Source organism: Marivita sp. (genome assembly GCF_051859345.1).
Lineage (GTDB): Bacteria > Pseudomonadota > Alphaproteobacteria > Rhodobacterales > Rhodobacteraceae > Marivita.
In genome coordinates this window covers 15788-34250 of sequence record NZ_JBHYFV010000015.1, presented here as the reverse complement: position 1 = coordinate 34250, position 18463 = coordinate 15788, and the positions used below count along the sequence as shown (strand labels likewise).

Annotated in this window: 15 protein-coding genes and 1 riboswitch; of the genes, 9 read left to right on the top strand and 6 right to left on the bottom strand. The window is 57.4% G+C overall.

Going from position 1 to position 18463, the window contains the following annotated elements; genetic code table 11:
* From ACTIEN_RS11590 to ACTIEN_RS11580, 3 genes are all read left to right on the top strand, one after another.
* Nucleotides 1-759 (top strand): amidohydrolase family protein (locus tag ACTIEN_RS11590; RefSeq protein ID WP_439523298.1); only part of this gene is annotated, 759 nt, incomplete at its 5' end.
* Between the two features lie 14 nt (nucleotides 760-773).
* Nucleotides 774-1199 carry a nuclear transport factor 2 family protein gene (locus ACTIEN_RS11585; protein WP_439523297.1) on the top strand — a complete coding sequence of 142 codons (426 nt, stop codon included), beginning with the start codon at nucleotides 774-776 and terminating at the stop codon, nucleotides 1197-1199.
* Nucleotides 1196-2089 carry a polysaccharide deacetylase family protein gene (locus ACTIEN_RS11580; RefSeq protein WP_439523296.1) on the top strand — a complete coding sequence of 298 codons (894 nt, stop codon included), beginning with the start codon at nucleotides 1196-1198 and terminating at the stop codon, nucleotides 2087-2089. Before ACTIEN_RS11585 ends, ACTIEN_RS11580 begins: the two co-directional genes overlap by 4 nt.
* Before the next feature lie 40 nt (nucleotides 2090-2129).
* Here ACTIEN_RS11580 and ACTIEN_RS11575 read toward each other — a convergent pair whose 3' ends face one another.
* Genes ACTIEN_RS11575 through ACTIEN_RS11565 form a run of 3 tightly spaced genes read right to left on the bottom strand, consistent with a single transcriptional unit; the run spans nucleotide 2130 to nucleotide 5177 of the window.
* Nucleotides 2130-2825 (bottom strand): GntR family transcriptional regulator, encoded by a 696-nt coding sequence (locus ACTIEN_RS11575; protein ID WP_439523295.1) that lies wholly within the window; start codon nucleotides 2823-2825, stop codon nucleotides 2130-2132.
* Nucleotides 2815-3975, bottom strand: coding sequence for an acetylornithine deacetylase (gene argE, locus ACTIEN_RS11570; protein ID WP_439523294.1), 1161 nt, complete (start codon nucleotides 3973-3975; stop codon nucleotides 2815-2817). Before argE ends, ACTIEN_RS11575 begins: the two co-directional genes overlap by 11 nt.
* A gap of 17 nt (nucleotides 3976-3992) precedes the next feature.
* Complete coding sequence (locus ACTIEN_RS11565) at nucleotides 3993-5177, bottom strand: M24 family metallopeptidase (protein ID WP_439523293.1); 1185 nt, start codon at nucleotides 5175-5177, stop codon at nucleotides 3993-3995.
* Between the two features lie 155 nt (nucleotides 5178-5332).
* Between ACTIEN_RS11565 and ACTIEN_RS11560 the strand changes: the two genes are divergently transcribed.
* The 3 genes from ACTIEN_RS11560 (at nucleotide 5333) to ACTIEN_RS11550 (ending at nucleotide 8883) form a co-directional block, all read left to right on the top strand.
* A complete protein-coding gene (locus ACTIEN_RS11560) occupies nucleotides 5333-6706 on the top strand; it encodes an aspartate aminotransferase family protein (protein WP_439523292.1) in 1374 nt (457 codons plus the stop codon).
* 163 nt (nucleotides 6707-6869) lie between these two features.
* Entirely contained in the window at nucleotides 6870-7670 is an 801-nt protein-coding gene (locus tag ACTIEN_RS11555; RefSeq protein WP_439523291.1) for an HAD-IIB family hydrolase, read from the top strand.
* Entirely contained in the window at nucleotides 7663-8883 is a 1221-nt protein-coding gene (locus ACTIEN_RS11550; protein ID WP_439523290.1) for a glycosyl transferase, read from the top strand. Before ACTIEN_RS11555 ends, ACTIEN_RS11550 begins: the two co-directional genes overlap by 8 nt.
* On the opposite strand, the gene ACTIEN_RS11545 is transcribed toward ACTIEN_RS11550, so the two are convergent.
* The gene (locus ACTIEN_RS11545; protein WP_439523289.1) at nucleotides 8877-10640 is read right to left on the bottom strand and encodes a sugar phosphorylase; all 1764 of its coding nucleotides are present in this window, start codon (nucleotides 10638-10640) and stop codon (nucleotides 8877-8879) included. The two genes, ACTIEN_RS11550 and ACTIEN_RS11545, sit on opposite strands and share 7 nt — an antisense overlap.
* Before the next feature lie 119 nt (nucleotides 10641-10759).
* On the opposite strand from ACTIEN_RS11545, the gene ACTIEN_RS11540 reads away from it, so the two are divergent.
* Nucleotides 10760-11683 (top strand): BadF/BadG/BcrA/BcrD ATPase family protein, encoded by a 924-nt coding sequence (locus ACTIEN_RS11540; RefSeq protein ID WP_439523288.1) that lies wholly within the window; start codon nucleotides 10760-10762, stop codon nucleotides 11681-11683.
* A 7-nt stretch (nucleotides 11684-11690) separates the two neighbouring features.
* On the opposite strand, the gene ACTIEN_RS11535 is transcribed toward ACTIEN_RS11540, so the two are convergent.
* On the bottom strand, nucleotides 11691-12494 hold the full coding sequence (locus ACTIEN_RS11535; protein WP_439523287.1) for an ABC transporter substrate-binding protein: 804 nt from the start codon (nucleotides 12492-12494) through the stop codon (nucleotides 11691-11693).
* A 3-nt stretch (nucleotides 12495-12497) separates the two neighbouring features.
* Nucleotides 12498-14330 carry a TonB-dependent receptor plug domain-containing protein gene (locus ACTIEN_RS11530; RefSeq protein ID WP_439523286.1) on the bottom strand — a complete coding sequence of 611 codons (1833 nt, stop codon included), beginning with the start codon at nucleotides 14328-14330 and terminating at the stop codon, nucleotides 12498-12500.
* A 131-nt stretch (nucleotides 14331-14461) separates the two neighbouring features.
* Nucleotides 14462-14667: riboswitch (cobalamin riboswitch) on the bottom strand.
* Nucleotides 14668-14960: 293 nt separating this feature from the next.
* Here ACTIEN_RS11530 and ACTIEN_RS11525 point away from each other — a divergent pair.
* A complete protein-coding gene (locus tag ACTIEN_RS11525) occupies nucleotides 14961-17201 on the top strand; it encodes a DUF4214 domain-containing protein (protein WP_439523285.1) in 2241 nt (746 codons plus the stop codon).
* 210 nt (nucleotides 17202-17411) lie between these two features.
* Nucleotides 17412-18434 carry a Fe(3+) ABC transporter substrate-binding protein gene (locus ACTIEN_RS11520; protein ID WP_439523284.1) on the top strand — a complete coding sequence of 341 codons (1023 nt, stop codon included), beginning with the start codon at nucleotides 17412-17414 and terminating at the stop codon, nucleotides 18432-18434.
* Nucleotides 18435-18463 lie beyond the last annotated feature (29 nt).

The following is an 18463-nucleotide window of genomic DNA, read 5'->3' as shown; positions in this document are numbered from 1 at the left end:
CTTCAGACGCATCTGGCCGAAACGCGGCTGCAACAGGTGATGGCACAGCGGAAATTCGGAACGTCGCTGACCGAACACCTATCAGCGCTTGGCGTCCTGTCCCCCCGTTTCAGTGGCGCGCACGGGGTCTGGTTGTCCGACCCTGAAATGTCGCTACTGGCGGGGGCTGAAGCCGGGATTTCGCACAACCCGATGAGCAACCTGCGCCTTGGGTCCGGCATTGCGCCGTTGCGCCGTCTGACCGATGCGGGGGTGCACTTGGGCATCGGCACCGATGCCAGCAACACGTCGGACGGGCAGAACATGTTCGAGGCGATGCGTCTTGCCGCCACGCTCAGCCGAGCGCAGACCATCGACACCGCACAGTGGGTGCGTACGACCGAGGCGTTCAATATGGCGACACGCGGCAGTGCCCGTCTGCTGGGGTTCGACAAAGTTGGTCAGATCGCGACAGGCTGGGTCGCCGATCTGGTGTTCCTGGATCAAGGCTACTGCCACTACACGCCGCAGCGGGCCACGCTGGATCAGATCGTCTTTGCAGAGACAGGCGCTGCCGTGCGCGAGGTGATGATCGCCGGGCAAATGGTGTTCGCCGAGGATCGTATCCTGACGCTGGACGAGTCCGCGCTGCGTGACCGCGCGATTGCCGCCGCTGATCGCATCACGCATTCCAATGCCGACGCGCGCATGATGAACGCGGCGGCTGCCGAAGTGGTCAAGGGCTTCTGCCATCGCCATTGTTCCGCCAACCTGCCCTGAAGAACGAGGAAACCATGGACCAGAAAACCGATCCGGCGACTGCCGCCAAAGCCATCGTCGAAGCCTATCTCGAACGCTCGATGGTCCCCGACCCCGAAGGCGCGCGGGCCTATGTCGCCAAGGATTTTGATATCACCTTTACGGGGGGTCGGAAATTTACCGGCCCGGACCAGACGGCGGCGTTCAATGCCAAGCGTTACAAGTGGGTCAAGAAAAAGTTTCTGCACACCGATGCAGCCCACGATCCGGCGACAGGGGATGTGCATGTCTACAACACCGGCTATCTTTATGGTGAATGGCATGATGGCACGACCTTTGAAACCAACCGGTACATGGACAGCTTTGTCGTGCGAAACGGTCAGATCGTCAGCACTCATGTCTGGAACGACAGCGCAGAGATACTGCTTCACAAGGCAGGTTTGGCCGAGGCCCCTTTATGATCCAATTGCCGACCCATGAACGCTACGACTACAGCGCCATCAACGACAGGCCGGATTATGACTGGCCAGGGGGAAAACGGCTGGCGGTCTATATCGGCCTGAACCTTGAACATTTCGCCTTTGGCGAAGGGCTGGGGGCGGAACTTGCGCCCGGCGGGCCACAGCCGGACATCCTAAATTATGCATGGCGCGACTATGGCAACCGCGTTGGCGCGTGGCGCATGCTGGACATGTTCGACGCGCTTGATTTGCCCGCCAGTGTCCTGGCCAACTCGGTGATGTACAATTACGCACCAGACCTCATGGCCGCATTCAGGTCGCGGGGTGACGAAATTGTCGGCCATGGACGCACCAATTCAGAGCGTCAGAGCGTGTTGTCCCCCGAGGACGAAGAGACCCTGATCGTCGAAGCAACGGAAGTGCTGACCAAGGCTGAGAGCAAAGCGCCCAAAGGGTGGCTTTCGCCTTGGATCGCAGAAAGCCCGGTCACGCCGGACCTGCTCAAGAAGGCGGGATATGCCTACACGCTCAATTGGTGCATGGACGATCAACCCGTCTGGATGCGCACAGACCATGGGCCGCTCTTGGCCATTCCCTACCCGCAAGAAGCCAACGACATCCCTTCTATTGTCGCCCGCAAGGACGGCGCCGCTGCCTTTGCAGACATCCTCATCGACACATTCGACGAGATGCGGATGCAGTCGGTGCATCAGCCCTTGGTCATGGGAATCGCACTACACCCCTATCTGGTCGGCCAACCCTATCGCCTTCGCCACCTACGCCGCGCTTTGCAGCACATCTGCACGCATCGCGATGATATCTGGATCACAACTGCAGGTTCGATACATGACGTCTGCGCAGATCATTCAGACATTCCAAAGGCGACCTGAGACCACCCCGACTCGTGAAGCAAACCAACGGCTGTCCGGCTCAGTCATTCTGTCGAAGCAGGCGGTTCAAGCTCATCGAAATATGGGCGCGCTGAATCTGAGCGACCGCGTCCAGATCACCCGAGAGCAAAGCAATCTGGATTGCCTCAAGTTCATGCCGGAAAATGCGAAATTCCGCATGCAGATCCAGTTCCGCAGCGATAGCTCGGACAAGCCAGAGACGTTTGGTCTTGTAGTAGAGACGTTCAAGAATCTGTCGCAGCGGGTCGTTGTCCGTCAGTTCCAGCAGGGTCTGAAACACCTCCATGTCCAGTTGCGTGAAGCTGCGTGGAGTACCCTTGGGGATCATGTAAGACGCACGGTCGATCAGGTGTTGCAAACGCTGCATGAAGGCCGTGCCCGGCATCACCGGATTCAGCCGTCCGGTCAGTGCGGTAAGTTCGACACGCAGGCGGTATTCCTGTTCCAGTTCGGTGATATCCGCATCCGTGACAAGCGTTCCCACACCATGAACCGATTGCACCAATCCTTCTTCTTCCAGACGCGCCAAGACGCGACGCACCGGTGTGCGGCTTGTCCCGAATTCCTCGGCCAGGGCCGTTTCGGAAAGCTGGGTACCGGGCGGAAAATCCAAAAGGCAGATGCGCTGGCGGATGTCCGCATGCATGGCTGCGTGGCGGTCTTTGACGGACAGCATGATGTCGCTGACCGTGTCACAAGTTGGGTCAGTGACCAAGCCGATCCCCCAGCTTTTCCAGCATACTCAAGCATTGTGACAACTGGTCAATGGCGATAAATTCGTCTGCCTTGTGGGCCTGTTCGATAGAACCCGGTCCACAGACAACCACATCCGTGCCCAGCGCCTGAAACAGACCCGCCTCTGTTCCAAAGGCGACGACGTCGCTGCTGTTTGCGCCAGTAAGTTCGAATATGATGCGGCGCGCTTCGTTCTCGTCGGTGGGGATCAGTCCAACCACCTCACCGATCACCTCGGTTGTGATATAGGCCTCGGGGTGAATGGCGCGCATCTTTGGTAGAAGTTCGGTCTCGCAATACTGTCTGAGACTGTCTTTGACGAACTCCGCGTCCCCCGGCTGCACGGGGCGCATTTCCCATTCGACCTGCGCGCAGGACGCGATCACGTTGTGGGCCACGCCGCCGACCAAAGACCCCACGTTTACGGTGGTCCACGGTGGATCGAACTGGGAGTTTGTCGGGGCGCGTGCGCGCAGTGCGTCCTTGAGGCCAAGCAGATGGTTCACATATCGCACCGCGTATTCCACGGCATTTACGCCATGATCAGGCATGGATCCGTGGCCGGCGAGACCGTTGAAGTGCGTTGTATATTCGTTGCACCCCTTGTGTCCGTCGATGATCCGCATGTCCGTCGGTTCACCGATGATTGCCACACCGGGGGTCAGACCACGTTCGGACAACGTTTCCGCCAAATGCCGGGCACCCATGCACCCGACCTCTTCGTCATAGGTAAAGGCAAAATGCACCGGGCGTTCCCCAACCCGTTCTGCAAAATACGGGGCCATTGCAAGAGTCGCGGCGATGAAACCCTTCATGTCACAGGTGCCTCGACCATATAGCAGACCACCAGACGGGTCCAACTGGAACGGATCGCGGGTCCACGCCTGATCTGCAACCGGCACAACATCACTGTGCCCGGACAGAAGGATTCCGCCGTTTCGATCCGGCCCCAGCGTCGCGAACAAGTTTGCCTTGGTCCCGCAGGGCGAAGACATGACGTCACACCGCGCGCCCGCCTCCTCCAGCAGACCAGCCATATGGAGGATCAAGTCAAAATTGCTGTCCGCCGAGATGGTAGGATAAGCGATCAACTCTCGCAGGATCTCGGTGGTGCGCTGTAAATGATCCACGGCTCTCGCCCTTTTGCCTAGTTCTTGACGAACAACTTGCGCTCAACGTTGCACAAGGCTTCTGCTGCTCCGCTTTCCGTGATGAGGATGGTCTCGGTTGTTTCAAGACCCCAGGCGTCCATCCAAAGCGCCGGCATGAAGTGGAACGTCATGCCCGGCTGCAATATGGTCTCATCCTCGATCCGGATCGACGCGGTTCGTTCACCCCAGTCCGGAGGATAGCTGAGTCCGATGGGATACCCGCAACGCCCCTCACGGAAGATTCGGTGCTGTTGCAACACGTCGATCAGGGCTTTGGCAATGTCGCAGGTGCGATTGCCTGCCCGCGCGGCGTCCAACGCAGCTTCGATGCCTTCCAATTGGGCCTTTTCGGCGTCCAGCATTTCATACGGAGGTGTGCCAAGAAAAACAGTGCGGCAAAGCGGTGCATGATACCGACGATAGCATCCCGAAAGTTCGAAGAACGTCGCTTCGCCTTCGCGCATGGGGTCGCCGTTCCATGTCAAATGCGCCGCCGTGGCATCCAGACCAGAGGGCGTCAGCGGCACGATGGCGGGGTAATCGCCCCATATGTCATCTACCCCGGTGATCCCGGCATGCATGATATCCGCAACCAGATCATTCTTGCGAACGCCGGGTTCCGCCCGTTCGATAGCCGTTTCAATGACGCGTTCAGAAATCCGTGCCGCCTTGCGGATGAACGAAATCTCTTCTTTCGATTTGACCAGACGTTGCCAGTTCACCAACGCTGTCGCGTCAGAAATCTGCGCATCGGGAAGTTCCGCACGCAGGACTTCGTGCGCTTTGGCCGTGTAGTAGTAATTCTCCATCTCGACCCCGATGCGAACGGTTTCGAGCCCCAGAGACCGCATCCGTTCCGCAAGGTCCTGCATCGGATGGCGCAGGGTCGATTGCACATAGCTGTCGGCATACCCGATGATCGCGTCATCGGACATCCAGCAGGTGCGCTGCGCTCCGATCGAATCCATGAACCGGCCCCACCAGATCGGCTCTCCTTCCATCCGAAGCAGGACACCCTGATGCACATAAAAGGACCATCCGTCATAGCCTGTAAGCCACGCCTGATTTGAGGGATCGGTGATAAAAAGGGCATCCAAACCGGCGACTTCCATCGCATACCGGGTCAGCGCGATCCGGCGATCATATTCCACTTGGCTAAACGGGGCATTTCCCTCGGGCATGGTTGGTCCTCAGCCATTAATTTTGTAGGATGTACACAACTCAGCGGACTCGCCGCTGAACGGTGCAAGAAATCCTTCGCAGTTTTCTTGACAGGATCAAGAAATTTCGACTGATGTGCACAACGATTTGTCACATTTAATGACTGGAAAACGACATGTTGAGAAACGACCAACTTGATCAGTGGGATCGGGATAATTTCTTCCATCCCTCGACCCACCTTGCCCAACACGCGCGCGGCGAAAGCCCCAGCCGGGTGATCAAGACTGCCTCGGGCGTTCATATCGAAGATCGGGATGGGAACCGCCTTCTGGATGCGTTTGCCGGGTTGTATTGCGTCAACGTCGGCTATGGCCGCCAGGAAATCGCCGAAGCGATTGCCGATCAGGCCCGCGAATTGGCGTATTATCATTCTTATGTCGGGCATGGGACAGAGGCGTCCATCACCTTGTCCAAGATGATCCTCGACCGTGCGCCGGACAACATGTCGAAGGTCTATTTCGGCCTTGGCGGATCCGATGCAAACGAGACCAATGTCAAACTGGTCTGGTATTACAACAACGTCCTCGGCCGTCCGCAGAAGAAAAAGATCATCTCGCGCTGGCGCGGGTATCACGGGTCCGGACTTGTCACGGGCTCGCTGACCGGGCTTGAACTGTTTCACAAGAAATTTGACCTTCCGGTTGAACAGGTGATCCACACCACAGCGCCCTATTACTATCGTCGGGACAATCTGGACCAGTCCGAGGCGCAGTTTGTAGAGCAATGCGTGCAAGACCTTGAAGACCTGATCGCGCGTGAAGGCGCTGACACCATCGGCGCGTTTATCGGCGAGCCCCTGCTGGGCACCGGGGGGATCGTTCCGCCCCCCGCAGGCTACTGGACAGCGATACAGGCCGTTCTGAAAAAGCACGACATCCTGTTGATCGCGGACGAGGTGGTCACCGGGTTTGGCCGGTTGGGCACGATGTTCGGGTCCGAGCATTACGGAATCGAACCCGACATCATCACCATCGCCAAGGGTCTGACCTCGGCCTACGCGCCGCTGTCGGGATCCATCGTGTCGGACAAGGTCTGGGCTGTGCTTGAACAGGGTACGGATGAAAATGGACCTATCGGCCACGGCTGGACCTATTCCGCACACCCGATCGGCGCGGCTGCGGGTGTCGCAAACCTCAAGCTGCTGGACGATTTGAACCTGATCACAAATGCGGGTGAGGTCGGAGCTTATCTCAACGCCACCATGACGGACGCGCTGTCTGATCACCCGCATGTCGGCGACGTTCGTGGCGACGGCATGATCTGCGCGGTGGAGTTTGTGAAAGACAGATCCGACCGCGTGTTCTTTGACCCTGCCGACAAGATCGGACCGCAGATTTCGGCCAAGCTTCTTGAGCAGGACAAGATCATTGCCCGTGCCATGCCCCAGGGAGATATCCTTGGCTTTGCCCCGCCCTTCTGCCTGAGCCGCGAAGAGGCGTATCAGGTTGTGGCAGGCACGGTTCGAGCGGTAAAGTCCATACTCGGGTAAATCGCGCCAGTTGAATTCTGACAAGGCCGCCGGGATACTTCCGGCGGCGTTTTTTCGGCGTATGTCGGTCACGGAATGAGCGAGTGTCATGCGCCCAATCCCGCACAGACCCGGCGCGTCGTTTTTACTTGAGCCTTTTGCCTTCGCATCCGACAATCGAAATATGAAGAATCCGCCGAAGCTTGTTGTCTTTTCCGACCTCGACGGCACGCTTTTGGATCATGAAACCTATCGGTGGGATGCGGCAATACCCGCTTTGGACAGGCTACGCGCCCTTGGCGTTCCGCTTGTGCTGGCCAGCAGCAAGACCGCAGCAGAGATCACGTTGCTTCAACGCGAGATGTCCCTCGCCCGATACCCGGCCATTGTAGAGAACGGATCAGGGGTGATTGGGCTGACCGATCAGACCCAAGAAGATGCCTACCCCGTGTTGCGCCAACATCTTGATCGCATTTCAGACGACTTGCGCGGCTTCTTCCGGGGCTTTGGTGACATGACGGTGAACGAGGTGGCGGCCCTCACAGGTCTTTCGACAAATGCCGCATCCCTTGCCAAGACCCGCCGCTTTTCCGAACCCGGATTGTGGGCCGGAAACGCTGATACGCTGGATCAGTTCACGACCGCCCTGGCCGCGCATGGCATCACAGCCCAGAGCGGTGGCAGGTTTCTCACGCTGTCGTTTGGCAAGACCAAGGCGGATGCAATGGACAGCATCATCCGGGTCTTGCGCCCGGAACAGACACTCGCGCTTGGTGATGCGCCAAATGACATCGCAATGCTCGATAAAGCGGACCACGGCGTGATCATCGCCAATCCACATCGCGCCCCTTTGCCGGACATGCCGGGCGAGGTGGACGGCCGTATCTCACGAACCAAAGACGCTGGCCCTTCAGGGTGGAACATTGCCGTAAATGCGTGGCTTGACGCGCTTGGCCTTTCGACAGGATCAAAGCTTTATGGTTGATTTTCATCAGAACGGAAACATCACGACCCTGCACAATCTGCGCAGCCGTTCGTTGCCTGAAATGACCTACGAACTTGAGACGTTTGCCCAGACGCGAAAAATGTCCCTGATCCTGCCCTGTCTTTATTCCGAGCTGGAAACCGACGCGATGCCCAACATCTTGTCGGAGTTGGCCAAGGTCACATACCTGCACCGCGTGATTATCGGTCTGGATCGCGCAACCGAAGAACAATTTCGCCATGCCAAAAAGTTCTTCGAAGGATTGAACCAGAACCATATCGTCATCTGGAACGACAGTCCCCGGATGCTTGCGCTGGACACCCGGCTTGAACAGATGGGACTCGCACCAACCGAACAGGGCAAGGGCAAGAACGTCTGGACCTCCATCGGCTACCTGATCGGCTGTCAGGACAGCGCGGTCATGGCGATCCATGATTGTGATATTCTGACCTACACCAATGAAATGCTGGCCCGGCTGATCTATCCGGTCGCCAACCCCACCTTTCCCTATCAGGTGGCCAAGGGGTATTATGCGCGGATCGGGGACGAAAAACTCAACGGGCGTGTGACCCGGCTTTTGGTCAGCCCTCTGTTGATTGCGCTGAAACGGGTGATCGGTGATCGAGACTATATCGATTACCTGCGCAGCTTCCGTTACCCGCTGTCGGGCGAATTTGCGATGCGGACAAATATCCTGCCCGACCTGCGCATTCCATCAGATTGGGGTCTGGAAATCGGCGTGCTGTCCGAAGCATGGCGCAACCTTGCCCCCAAGGCGGTGTGCCAGGTCGAAATCGCGGATGCCTATGACCACAAACACCAGACGCTGAGCCCCGAAGACGCCCAGACAGGGCTGAACCGCATGTCGACTGACATCTGCAAGGCGATCTTCCGAAAGCTTGCTGCGGACGGGACGATCTTTACCACCAACGTGTTCCGAACCCTGAAAGCCACCTACTATCGCAGCGCCCTTGATCTGCTGGATGCGTATTACTGCGATGCCCAGATGAACGGGCTGATCGTGGACCGTCATTCCGAAGAAGCCTCGATCGAGCTTTTTGCGGAGAACATCATGCGCGCGGGCCAGACGTTTCTAGACAACCCGCACGAAACGCCGTTCATCGCCACATGGAACCGGGTTCACGCGGCTGACCCGGACTTCCTGCGCGATATGCAGGCTGCCGCGCTTGCGGACATGAAGGAGTATCAGTGACCTGCGTTGCTGATCCAGCGGCATTGATAGGGAGCAAGCACGACATCATTTTTCGAGATCGGATCGCCCGACAACAAGTCGCGCCAGTCTTCGTCAGCAATGATGTTCAAGGTGCTGACCGGCAGGGTGACCGTTTCTTTGCTGACGTTGTGCAGCGCAAAAACAGATTGGGTCCGATCAAGGCTTTGACGCCAGATACCAAAGATCCGCTCGTCATCGGTTCGCACGGTGAATTGGGTGGCATTGGGATGAAAGGCGGTTTGTTTCTGACGAATTCTTAGGCGCTGCTTCAACCCATTCAAGACCTGTGCATGGATCGTATCATCTTGAGCCAAGAGCGCGCGCAACGCTTCGTAATCCCACCTGTGGCGGTTGATCGCCCGGTTCATTCCCCGCCGTTCAACAGCATCCGTATCGTTGGGTGTGGCCAGCATCGAATGAATGTAGAATGCCGGAATGCCTTCAAGCGACATGACAATGGTCTGGGAACACAAGAATCGGTCAAGGTGATGTTCGTCAGGTCCATCAAACGTCCGGCTGAGTGCCGCGAAATAGGTGGTGTTCAACTCGTACGGCGCCACGCCTCCATCCGGCAGGGCGCGCATCGAAACAAGTCCTCCCGACGCTTTGACCGTGTCTATCATCGCGTTCTGGTCGTCGCCTGAAAGCAGACCCTCTGCGGGGCGCATTCCGATGCCATCATGGCTTGAGGTGAAATTGAGATAGGCACAGCCCAGCGGCGCTGGCGGCATCGACCGCTGCCACTTGTCAAGATTTCTGGCCGTCCCCGACAAGAGCGCGTGCAGGATCAACGGCGGCAGCGGAAAGTTGTATATGACATGCGCTTCATCCCGCTTGCCAAAGTAGCTGAGGTTTTCGGCCTTCGGGACATTGGTCTCGGTGAGCAGTACAATCGGCTCAACAGCAAAATCGCACAGCAGACGGATCAGTTTCACAATTGCATGGGTCTGCGGCAGGTGGATCGACGGTGATCCGACCTCTTTCCAAAGAAACGCAACAGCATCCAGACGGATGATCTGAACCCCGTTGTCGATATGCGTCCGTATCGTGCGCAGAAACTCCAGCAGCACTTCTGGATTGCGGAAATCAAGGTCGATCTGGTCGTGGCTGAACGTACACCAGACATGGCGCGGGCCCTCTTTAGTTTCGACCTTTTGCAAGAGCGGTGTCGTGCGGGGGCGGACCACCATGCTCAGATCATCGTCCGGGCTCGCCTCAAAAAAGAACTTGTCATAGGGCGTTTGGCCCTGCCGATAGGCGTTGAACCACGTCCCTTGACTCGACACATGGTTCAAGACCAGATCGGACATCAGTTTGAATTCATCTGCGATCCGGTTGATGTCCGACCAGTCTCCCAATTGGGGATTGACCGCCATGTAGTCAGTGACGGCAAACCCATCATCCGAAGTGAATGGAAAAAACGGCAGGATGTGAACACCGTTGATGACGCCGCGCAGATAGCGGCGCAGAAAATCGTTCAGCAGATCAAGCGGTTTGTGCGCACCATCGACAATCGAATTTCCATAAGTGATGAGCAGCGCATCCCCTTGCGACCAAAGCGCATTTCCCGGCGTGCGGCCCCGCTTGCGCCTGTGGGTGCCCTCGGGCCAGAACGCGTCAATGGCCTTGGTGGTCAGGATGTCCGCGTTCACATCAGGATAAATCTCACTGACTTTGGCAGCAAGCGCCCGGCTCAACGCAGGAGATTTTTCTTTGCTCTGAATGTCTTGGGCCATAGTTCAGACAATCACGGCTCTGGCGCGGTTTCAAATAATTCGCTCTTCGCCTTCACGGATCGCAATGGAATGGGTCGACTTGCCCGTTTTTCGTGCATTGTGCAGACCCGAGGCTCGACATGGACACTGCACAGACGGCAAAAATCTGTGCTAAGGCCGCGCATATGACAAGCGCGTCCAGATATATCATCGGAATCGATGGCGGCGGAACCGGATGCCGCGTTGCGATCCATGATGTGCATGGTCGTCTGATCGGAACGGCATCGGGTGGTGCCGCCAATTACACAAGCGACCCGGAAGCAACGCTGCAGAACATCACGGAAACCCTGTCCTGTGCGGCGGTTTCAGCCGGTCTTTCCATGGACGCCCTGATGTCCGCGCCCGCACATCTTGGGATTGCCGGGATTGTTACGGCGCACGATGCGCAGGCAGCAGAAGCACTTTTGCCCCTGCAATACTGCAAGGTCAGCAACGATCAGATGATTTCGGTTGTTGGCGCTTTAGGGGACCGCAACGGAGCAGTGGTCTCGGTCGGAACGGGATCGTTCGTTGCAATAAAACGCAACACCGAGGTTCGCTATCTTGGTGGCTGGGGACTTCAACTGGGAGACCAGGCCTCTGGTGCATGGTTGGGACGAATGGCGCTGCAACGCGCCGCCCTGGTCTTGGACGACCTCAAGGAAACGTCCGACGCCATTGAGACACTTCTGGCGCAATTCGACCGAGATGCTGCGGCTTTGATCGCATTTGCCAGACATGCAACCCCGGCGGCATATGCTGCACTTGCCCAAACCCTTTTTTCAGCCTCCGACAACGATGACCCAAACGCTTTGGCACTTGTCAAAGAGGGCGCGGACTATCTGAACCTTTGCCTGCGCAGATCACACCTGACCGGTGACGACGTCGTATGTCTGACAGGCAGTCTGGGACCGCGATACGCGCCATTTCTGGAGACGCCACACAAGCCCCGGTTGGCAGAACCACACGGGACTGCACTGGACGGTGCTCTGCGTCTGGCGCGCCAAATGGCGGACCTCATCTAATTGCAGGCTAGCGCAGGCGACCGACCCGTTCCGCAACCTGGGCCACGGCATTCATCACGAAGGGCGTACCACACACCCATTCGACCGTAGTGTTGAGAACAGGAAACTGCGACAAGGCGGGATGCGAGACCATTTCTTCAGAGAGTGAAAACCCGTCAAAAGGCTGCGACCCGATCAACAGATCAGGCTGGTGCAAGATCACCTGTTCCAACGACAGGGTGCCATTTCCCTGAAATCCCAGTTCCACTGAAAGGTTCCTTGCCCCTCCGGCGACAAGGATATCGTGGCTTAACGTCCCTGCGCCCAGCGCGTAACCATTGGGCAGGAAAAACGCGGCCAGAGGCGCTGTGTCCGTCACAACGGGCCGGTTCTCCAGATCTCGCTCAAGCGCTGTGGCAAGTGTTTCGGCCTTGGAATGTCGCCCCAATACCGCCCCCATCTTCCGAATTTCCTGGGGGATATCGTCAAGTGACCGGGTAACGGGAAACTGGACCACCTCGATCCCGATGGAGCGCAGCAGCGCGATCAGGGCCGGGTCGTTGTATTCTCCGGCAACAACAATATCCGGGTTCTGAACCGCTATCACTTCGGCCCGACCATTGTTCTTTGCAAAGCGTTTGGCTTCTTCCGCCATGACGGATGCCCGCGGATCATCCGACAACTGGCTTAGCGACACCACCTGCGCCGGATCGGCCAGCAACATGATCAGTTGATCCGTACAGACGTTTACGGACACCACGCGCGGCATGTCAGACGCGCTGGCCCACATCGGGGCCAGCACAATGCTTATCAGCGTCAGCAGACGCCGCATCGTTCAGAACGAGGTTTCGATGCCAAAACGGATTGTCCGCTCTGGCGCGTTGAATCCGCGAACCGACTGGTAGGACGCATCCCCAAAATTGTCGATTGCGCCATAGATCGACGCAGAGTCGGTGATGTCGTACCGGGCCGACACGTCCCAGACCGTGTAATCGTCCAGCGGCGTAGGTGTCCCGAAGCCATCAAGCGTGTCCGCAACACGGGTCATGTTCAGACCCACCTGCAACCGATCGGTGACGTCCGCTTCAAGGGCCAGCGACAGATCATGGCGGGGCACAAGGATCACACGGTCTCCGTTGTTTTCGGCGTTGGTCAGGGTATACGCCGCTGACAGGCGAACCCGATCCGTGATCGCATACGACCCGCTAAGTTCCAGACCACTGGTTTGTGTGGTGCCATCCGTCTGGATGTAGCAACCGAACGCCTGCGACGGCAGGCAATTGGACGAGGTGCCAAAACCGATCAGGTTTTCGATCTCGGCCCAGAACAAGGTGGCCTTGACCGAACCGCGATCCCCGTAGCTATGCTCGATCCCCAGGTCAAAGCTCAGGCTTTCTTCCGGGTCCAGCGGAGTGGAGCCGGCGTAGGGGCCGAACCGTTCGTAAAGCGACGGCGCGCGATAACCGGACCCAAGCGAGGCACGGACAATGGTCGCCTCGTTCAACTGGTAAGACAGAGCTGCGCGCCCTGAAAACTGGCCGTCAAAATCCGAGTAATCGTCATAGCGCAGGGTCAACGACAGCTCGACTGCGTCACTTGGCGTGGCTTTGAATTCAGCAAAAACAGCCGCGTTGGACGCATCATAGGCAGCACCGTCCAGTTCCGACCGTTCCTCTGTCCAGTCCGCGCCCAAAGCAAGCGACAGGTTGGACGACAGATCCCCCTGCGCCAGATAGGCTGCGGTGTCGCGCTCACCCAGAAAATCGCGCGTAAATCCGTCGGCATCGAAACGATCAATCTCGTAGCGGCTGAAGGACAGTTCGTGCGTCCATTCGCCGGTCTGAACTTCCCCAAACACCCGAAGCCCACGTCGCGTTTCGTCAATCTCTCCGGTGGGATCCATTTCAGAGCGGTCGAATTCAGCCGATCCATCGGACCACAATCCGGTCATTCCAACGCGGATGGAGTCGCTGATTTGATAGGCCGCAAAGAGGTTCAGGCTGCTCTGCTCGAACCCGTCGTTTTCGTCGTCCGTATCTCGGGCCGGAAACCCTTTGGTTGTGACGCGCCCCAAGCTAAGGGCAAGTTCTGCACGGTCATCCAGATACCCCAAGCTGACGTTGGCTGCGCGTGTCTCAAAGCTTCCCACCTCGGCTCTTGCCTTGCCGGAAAAACCCTGCACGTCGGGTCGCCAGCTTTCCACTTCGACGACTCCGGCAATCGCTTCGGATCCGTAGACCGCCGATTGCGTGCCCTTGACCACTGCCATCCGGTCAAGTGATCCTGTGGTCAGCGTGCCAAAGTTGAACGCGGTTTGCGGGCCTGATGGGTCGGCCACGTCAATTCCGTCGACGCGAACGCCGACATAGGGTCCGCTAAGACCACGGATCCGCGCCGTGGCGCTGCCGCCCAGTCCACCATTGGAGCTGACTGAGACACCCGGAAGCGCATCAAGCGTCGCGGTTGCGCCAATACCTTGACGCAGGATGTCCTGACTTTCCGCAACTTCAATCGTGGCTCCGGTGGTGTTGAGATTTGTCGGAAGCAAGCCGCCAAAAACGACGATTTCGTCAAGTTCGATAACTGTGCCACCCACGTCCTGAGCCGCCGCAAGCGACGGAGCAACAAGAGTAGAACACAGAAGTAGTTTGGTCGTGAGCCGTGCCATAGCAATGATCCCAGCCTTGCCCGACGCAGAGCGTCGGTTTGGTAACAAAAAATCTGGAATGCGCGCGCATCCGCAGACGGTGATAGACACCACTGCGGACAGGCCGCCGCCCCATCGCACCCCGCGATCGGACTGGGTGTTGGTCTACGGCAGGTCTCCTGACTTGCGGGTCATTGCTCTGCTGGCCTTCCCAGCGCCGGAATTGGCACCAGTGGCTGTTTCAGCGTCGCTCACCGCTCACAGTTGCGGGGGCAGTCGCGGATTGTTCTGTCGAAGCACCGCGTTCCCTTTTCACCGAACGCTGTGACACGCCCGGACCGTAAACGCGTTCATGTGCACTCACAGACCCGGCTCCGTCAAGTCGGGTTTACACCTGATCGCAATGGCAGTTGTTCGCAGTTGGTGCGCGGTTTCACCTGACCCATGGCGCGACAAAGACGGTGGTCACGACGCGCCATGGCGATCCAAGTTGTTTAAAATGCTGACTAATTTCCAGACCCATTGCCCAACTGCCATCACGATGCTGCCCAACTTGTCGACTACGCCTTGTGTACTCAGGGATTCAAAATCGCGCGTGGATCAGGACGAAATTCTTTTCGTCACATGCGTTCGGGTAAGGAAATATGGTCTGTGTCATTCACGATTGCATTCGACTACCGCTTCGACAGCACAGGGTTTTTCAATAGCCCGGACCATCGCGCGGCGCTTGAAGCGGCCGCAGATCAATGGGAAGCCGTCATTCGCGACGACTTTGAAAATCTTCCCGTTGGCACGGTCTTCAGCATTCGCAACCCAACGACATTCGCGACGGAAACGATCACGCTGACACACACTGTCGATGACATCATCGTTTTTGTTGGCGCGACCAACTTTCCCGGTGCAACGCTGGCCGTAGCTGGTCCAGACGGTGGAGATGCGGCAGGCGATGTTTATACCGCCCGGATCAGCCCTGATTTTCGCGGCACCGGCGCAGTAACCGATTTCGAACCATGGGCCGGGGCCATCACATTTGACTCTGCGGCGAACTGGTCGTTCAGCCTGGACAACCCAGGGTCAGGCCAAAACGACTTCATGTCCGTCGCAGTGCATGAAATCGGACATATCCTTGGTGTGGGCACATCCGGCGCGTTTGATCGGTGGATTGTGGGTGACACCTTCACCGGACCAAACACAACATCTCTCAACAATGGCCAACCGATCCCGATCGAGGATGACTTCTCTCATGTCGAGGAAGGTTTTGCGGGCGACACGGTCGCTCTTGATCCCTTGCTCATCACCGGATCACGCGTCCTGATCAGCTCGTTTGACAAGGCCATTCTGGCGGATATCGGATATGATATCGCGGGCTTCATCAAGCAAGGCAGCACGCCCCCGATTGCCACCGCTTCGGGAGAGCGCATTTTTGGTCGGGATGTTGCGGACACGATTGACGGTCTGGGCGGCGACGATTCGCTTCAGGGCGCAGACGGGGACGATCTGCTTGTCGGCAACACGGGCGACGATGACCTTTTTGGCCAGAACGGGAACGACACCCTACTGGGAGGACCGGACGACGACTACCTTGATGGCGGTGATGGCAATGACGAATTGCGCGGAGGCGCTGGGGCTGACACCTATTACGGTCAGGGGGGCCGCGACGTGTTTGTCATCGGCACGGGTGACGGACGAAACACGCTGTCTGATTTCGATCTTTCCAACGAAACGATCAGACTGATCAACAGCGGCTTCACCTCGGCGGATGAGGCGATTGGCACAATTACAAAACCCTTCAGCAACGTCTCACGCTTGACGCTTGGGGACGGCACAACCGTCGATATGTTTCATGCCTCGCAAAGCGGTTCTCCGTTGACTGCGGCCCATATCGAACTTGTCAACGAAGAGGATGTAGAGGGGACGTCGCTTGGTCATCCCTCTGAGCCAAAAGACGACACGACCGCACCATCAGATGAAGACCAACCAGGTTTGGAGCCACGAACAGACAGCGTGCTGACGGGGACACCGTTTGACGATGCCAACTTGATGGCGACAGGGGCGTTTGACCGGATCAATGGCATGGAAGGCGTCGATAGCGCGTTCTTCGCCGGTGAGCAGTCAAACTACATTGTGTCTTTCACCGCAAATGGCGTGACGGTCGCGGATCGCTCTGAGGGAGGATTGGGACCGATTGCGCTTGATAATGTCGAACTGATCGACTTTGGAGCAGAACACCCGCTGTTCGACGGTCCAATAGACCTGCGGCAGTTCGGCGGTCACGCAGGTCTGGAACAAGACGCGTTCGAAAGCTTCGTTGAATTGTATATCGCGTATTTCAATCGCGCGCCGGATGCGGTCGGTCTGGCATTCTGGGGTACGGTTTACGCAAACGGCGTGCCACTGGAAGAGATCGCGATCCAGTTTGCAAATCAGCCTGAAACGCTCGAAGCTTATCCAACCGGCTCGGGCAACTTCAGATTTGCAGCCGACGTCTACCAGAACGTCTTGGGCCGTGCGCCCGACATTGATGGTCTTCGATTCTGGGCCAAAGCGCTTGACGATGGCACCGTGTCCCGAGGCGCGTTCATTCTCGAGTTTCTTCAAGGGGTGAAAGCGGTTCCCACATCTGATGCACCGCAAAGTTTCGTCGATAGGCAAGCGGCGGACCAGCGATATCTTGAGCAGAAAACAGATCTTGGCGCGCTTTTTGCAGTCCACCGGGGGATGTCGGATATCGATGATGCGGCGCTGGTCATGGCCCTGTTTGATGGCAGCGAAACAAGTGTGGCATCGGCTGTAAACGCCATCGAAACCCTTTATGCGGCAGCCATGGACCCGGTAAATGGCGACTTCCTGATGCCCGTTGTCGGCATTCTGGACGATCCTTTCGCACTGTGACCAGCCAGACACCCGATACATCTGAATTCAGACACTGAGCCGGTCGTGCCAAGACCTGTCGATTGGCGTGATGGTGGTTGAACAAAAAGCAATGGACACTTCAGAACCAAAGTGAATTATTTCCGACTAAATTACTCGGAATGTGTTGCGCAAAATTCGGAAACATGTGACTGACTGTTTTTATCGGAAATATGCATAATGGAGATTCCCATGCGCGTCCTATGGACAAGTTCGACACTGGCACTCGTCGCCAGTACTGCACTCAGCACGGTTGCAATGGCCCAGGACGAGGTGAACATCTATTCGTCGCGGCACTACGACAACGATCAGTTGATCTACGACGAATTCACCGAACAGACCGGGATCACCGTCAACCGGATCGAGGGTGATGCCGACGAATTGATCGCACGCCTCAATGCCGAAGGTCAAAACAGCCCGGCTGACATTTTCCTGACAGTTGATGCAGGACGCATCTGGCGGGCTGATGAGGCTGGCCTCTTGCAGCCGATCGAGTCCGACGTTCTTGACAATCGCATCCCTCAACACCTGCGCCATCCTGATGGGCATTGGTTTGGCATGTCGCAACGGGCGCGGATCATTTTCTACGACAAGGAAGAGATCGAAAACCCGCCGCAAACCTATGAGGCCCTCGCCGATCCCCAATACGAAGGTCAGATCTGTATTCGCTCGTCCTCGAATGTCTATAACCAGTCATTGATGGCCTCGATTATTGATGCTGCTGGTGAAGACGGTGCCAAGGAATGGGCTGCCGGAGTTGTCGCAAACATGGCGCGAGAGCCCCAGGGCGGTGATACGGACCAATTGCTTGGGGTCGTCTCGGGCGAATGCAATATCGCAGTGGCCAATACCTACTACTTCCTGCGCGCACTTGATGGGGGCGTCGATGGATTGTCCGGCAGTACTGACATGTTCGGATGGGTGTTCCCCAACCAGTCGGATCGCGGCGCACATGTGAATGTGGCAGCCATGGGTGTGACGGCACACGCGCCAAACAAGGAGAACGCGGTCAAGTTCCTTGAATTCATGACATCCGACTTCGCACAGGCCTATTTCGCGAACCAGAACAACGAATATGCGGCTGTTCCCGGAATTGGCCTTGCCGAAAACCCGGCCAGTCTTGGGCTCTTCCGAATGGACGACGTGAATCTGGCAGTATTCGGAGAGAACACGCCGCGTGCCCAGGAGATCTTCAACGAAGTCGACTGGAAGTAACGTCGGGCAGATACGAAAGTCAGAGGGCG